Source organism: Mesorhizobium sp. M7A.F.Ca.CA.004.04.2.1, assembly GCF_004022825.1.
Taxonomy (GTDB): domain Bacteria; phylum Pseudomonadota; class Alphaproteobacteria; order Rhizobiales; family Rhizobiaceae; genus Mesorhizobium.
This window is the reverse complement of record NZ_RZPH01000728.1, coordinates 1-3,157: the sequence shown is the minus strand read 5'-3', so window position 1 is coordinate 3,157 and position 3,157 is coordinate 1. Positions and strand designations below refer to the sequence as shown.

General features: G+C 62.7%; 3 protein-coding genes and 1 pseudogene. 3 read left to right on the top strand and 1 reads right to left on the bottom strand.

Translation table 11 applies throughout. The features are described 5' to 3' along the window. Positions 1-42: 42 nt before the first annotated feature. Genes speB through EN893_RS25975 form a run of 3 tightly spaced genes read left to right on the top strand, consistent with a single transcriptional unit; the run spans position 43 to position 2,846 of the window. Positions 43-1,050: an agmatinase gene (gene speB / locus EN893_RS25985; RefSeq protein WP_127269614.1), complete on the top strand. Its 1,008-nt coding sequence runs from the start codon at positions 43-45 to the stop codon at positions 1,048-1,050. Between the two features lie 30 nt (positions 1,051-1,080). Continuing rightward, a complete protein-coding gene (gene argC, locus EN893_RS25980; RefSeq protein ID WP_127269613.1) occupies positions 1,081-2,007 on the top strand; it encodes an N-acetyl-gamma-glutamyl-phosphate reductase in 927 nt (308 codons plus the stop codon). Next, on the top strand, positions 2,004-2,846 hold the full coding sequence (locus EN893_RS25975) for an aminoglycoside phosphotransferase family protein (RefSeq protein ID WP_206517161.1): 843 nt from the start codon (positions 2,004-2,006) through the stop codon (positions 2,844-2,846). Before argC ends, EN893_RS25975 begins: the two co-directional genes overlap by 4 nt. A gap of 26 nt (positions 2,847-2,872) precedes the next feature. On the opposite strand, the pseudogene EN893_RS25970 reads toward EN893_RS25975, so the two are convergent. Beyond that, positions 2,873-3,094 (bottom strand): annotated as a pseudogene (locus EN893_RS25970) (COX15/CtaA family protein); the annotation flags it as partial. Between the last annotated feature and the right edge of the window lie 63 nt (positions 3,095-3,157).

Below are 3,157 nucleotides of genomic sequence, written 5' to 3'. Positions count from 1 at the left end.
GTTCTGTAGTTGTTGCAACCCGATGAAAAACGAGGATCCGTAATGGCGAACAACAACATCGACAACGCCTTCACCGCCCGTTCCAAAACGGGCGCCGCGTTCGAGCCGACCTACTCCGGCGCGCTGTCGTTCATGCGGCGCAAATACACCAAGGACGTGAAGGGCGCGGATGCTGTGGTGTGGGGTATTCCCTTCGATGCCGCCGTCACCAACCGGCCCGGCGCCCGCTTCGGGCCGCAGGCGATCCGCCGCGCCTCGGCGATCCTCGATAACGACCCGCAATATCCGTTCTCACGCGATTTGTTCGAGCATCTGGCGGTGGTCGACTATGGCGATTGCCTGCTCGATTCGGGCAATCACCAGAAGACACCCGGCACGATCGAACGTGAAGCGGCCAAGATCCTGAAGTCCGGCGCCTTCCTGCTGACGCTCGGCGGCGATCATTTCGTCACCTGGCCGCTGCTCAAGGCGCATGCCGCCGTCCATGGTCCGCTCGCCTTGGTGCAGTTCGACGCCCATCAGGACACCTGGCCGGACGACGGCAAGCGCATCGACCACGGATCCTTCGTCGGCCGTGCCGTCAAGGAAGGCATCATCGACCCCGACCGCTCGATCCAGATCGGCATCCGCACCCATGCACCCGACACGTTCGGCATCAAGATCCTCCATGGCCATGAAATCGAGGAGATGCGGGCGTCCGATATCGCCTACGCCATCGTCGACCGCACCGGCGGCAAGAAGACCTACCTCACCTTCGACATCGACTGCCTCGATCCGGCCTACGCGCCTGGCACAGGCACGCCAGTTGCCGGCGGGCCGTCCTCGGCGAAGATCCTGTCGACGCTGCGCCAACTCAACCAGATCGATATTGTCGGTGCCGACATCGTAGAGGTTGCGCCGGCCTATGATCACGCCGATATAACGGCGATCGCCGGCTCGATGGTGGCCATGCAATATCTCGGCCTGCTGGCTGAGCGAAAGGCCCGGCTTGAAGAGTTGAACAACGGCAACCACAATGGTGCCGCAGTGATTCAAGGTCAGGGCATATAATCTTGAAATATCAGGGAATTTGATCAACCCATGAAACCGAAAATCTTCATCGACGGCGAACACGGCACCACCGGCCTGCAGATCAGGGCGCTGCTTGCCGAGCGCAGTGATCTGGAGATCATGTCCATCCCGACCGAACGCCGCAAGGAAACGGCGGCGCGCGCCGAGTTTCTCAACGCCGCCGATGTCGCGATCCTGTGCCTCCCTGACGACGCGGCGAAGGAAAGCGTCTCGCTGATCGCCAACGACACCACCAAGGTCATCGATGCGTCGACCGCGCATCGCGTGGCGGAAGGCTGGGCGTATGGTTTCGCCGAGATGGACAAGGACCAGGCAAAGGCGATCGCCTCGGCAAAACGCGTCGCCAACCCAGGCTGCTGGCCGCAGGGACCGATCGCCACGCTACGGCCGCTGGTCACGTCAGGCCTGCTGCCGGCGGATTTCCCGATCACCGTCAACGGCATTTCGGGCTATTCGGGCGGCGGACGGCCGATGATCGAGGACTATGTCGCCAAGGGCGAGGAAGCCTCGGAATTCCTGCCCTACGGCCTCACGCTTCAGCACAAGCACGTGCCGGAATTGAGGGCCTATGCCAGGCTGTCGCATGATCCGATCATGCAGCCGGCGGTCGGCAATTTCGCGCAAGGCATGATCACCGTCGTGCCGTTGCAGCTTGGCGGCCTCGACCATGTGCCGACCGGTGCGGAGCTGCATGCGGCGATTGCCGACCATTTCGCCGCCATCAAGGGCGGCGTGGTCGAAGTGGCGCCCTATGCGCATTCGGAGCGCATGCCGGAGATCAATCCCGAGGTCTACAACGGCACCAACCGGATGAAGGTCTATGTCTTTGCCAATGACAAACGGGCGCAGGCCCTGCTGCTGGCGGTCTATGACAATCTTGGCAAGGGTGCCTCCGGTGCCGCCGTGCAGAACATGGACCTGATGCTCGGCCTCTGATGGACACGCCAGCCTTTCCGGCGCGCTGGAAAGTCAGCGCGCCCGAACTCATTGCCGAGACCTTTTCGAGCCGCATCTGGAAGGTTTTGCGCGAAGACGGGTCGCCGGCGATCGTCAAGGCGCTCAAGCCTTTCGACGATGTCGCCGACGAGTTGCGCGGCGAGCATTATCTCGCCTGGCGGAGCGGCGAAGGCGCGGTGCGTCTGCTCGGCCGCGACGGCCACAGCATGCTGCTCGAATACGCCGGTGAAACGCTGCTTCAGCAGGTTCTCGAAGAACAGGGCGACTTTGCCGCGACCGTAATCGCGGCCGAGGTGATGGCGAAACTGTTTTCACAGGGGAAAGACCCCTTCCCGCCCGAACTTCAGCCACTGAGGGAACGGTTCGCCAGCCTGTTCAACAAGGCAAATGCCGATCGCGACGCCGGCCATGAGAGCCTCTATGTCGAGGCCGCCACTATTGCCGACCGGCTGCTGGCCGATCCGCACGATATCAGGCCACTGCATGGCGACCTGCATCACGAGAACATCCTGCACGGACGGCGCGGCTGGCTGGCTATCGATCCGAAGGGCGTGCTCGGCGATCCCGGCTTCGATGCGGCGAACATGTTCTACAACCCGCTCGAGCGGGACGATCTCTGCCTCGACCCCGAGCGGATCGCTGGTATGGCCGGGATTTTTGCCAAAACGCTGGGCCAGACACCACCCGCCATCCTTGATCATGCCATCGCCTATGGTTGCCTCTCGGCGTCATGGCATCATGAGGACGACAATGCGGTCGAGGAGAACCGCGAATTGTCGGTCGTCAAGGCGATCCGGGCGGTACGGGCAAGCTTCTGATCCGGACCCGGTAGATCAGCTCAAGATCAGCCCCTGAGCGCTATTCCCGCCGGCAAGGGACAAGCACCCTTGGTGCCGCGCCAATGGGCGGCTGCAAACCCCAGGACGACGAGCGCAAATCCCTGATGGGTCAGCGCCAAATGCAGCGGCACATGCATCAGCAGCGTGCCGATACCGATCGAAGCTTGGACCAGCACCAGTAGAAACAGCAGCGTCGCGCGCCGCGCATGCGTTGTTTCAGGCAGCCGCCCATTGGCGCGGCACCAAGGGTGCTTGTCCCTTGCCGGCGGGAATAGCGCTCAGGGGCTGAT

What these genes read in the sequence shown, in the direction of transcription:
- speB (WP_127269614.1), top strand. Translation starts at nt 43, where the DNA reads ATGGCGAACAACAACATCGACAACGCCTTCACCGCCCGTTCCAAAACG.
- argC (WP_127269613.1), top strand. Translation starts at nt 1,081, where the DNA reads ATGAAACCGAAAATCTTCATCGACGGCGAACACGGCACCACCGGCCTG.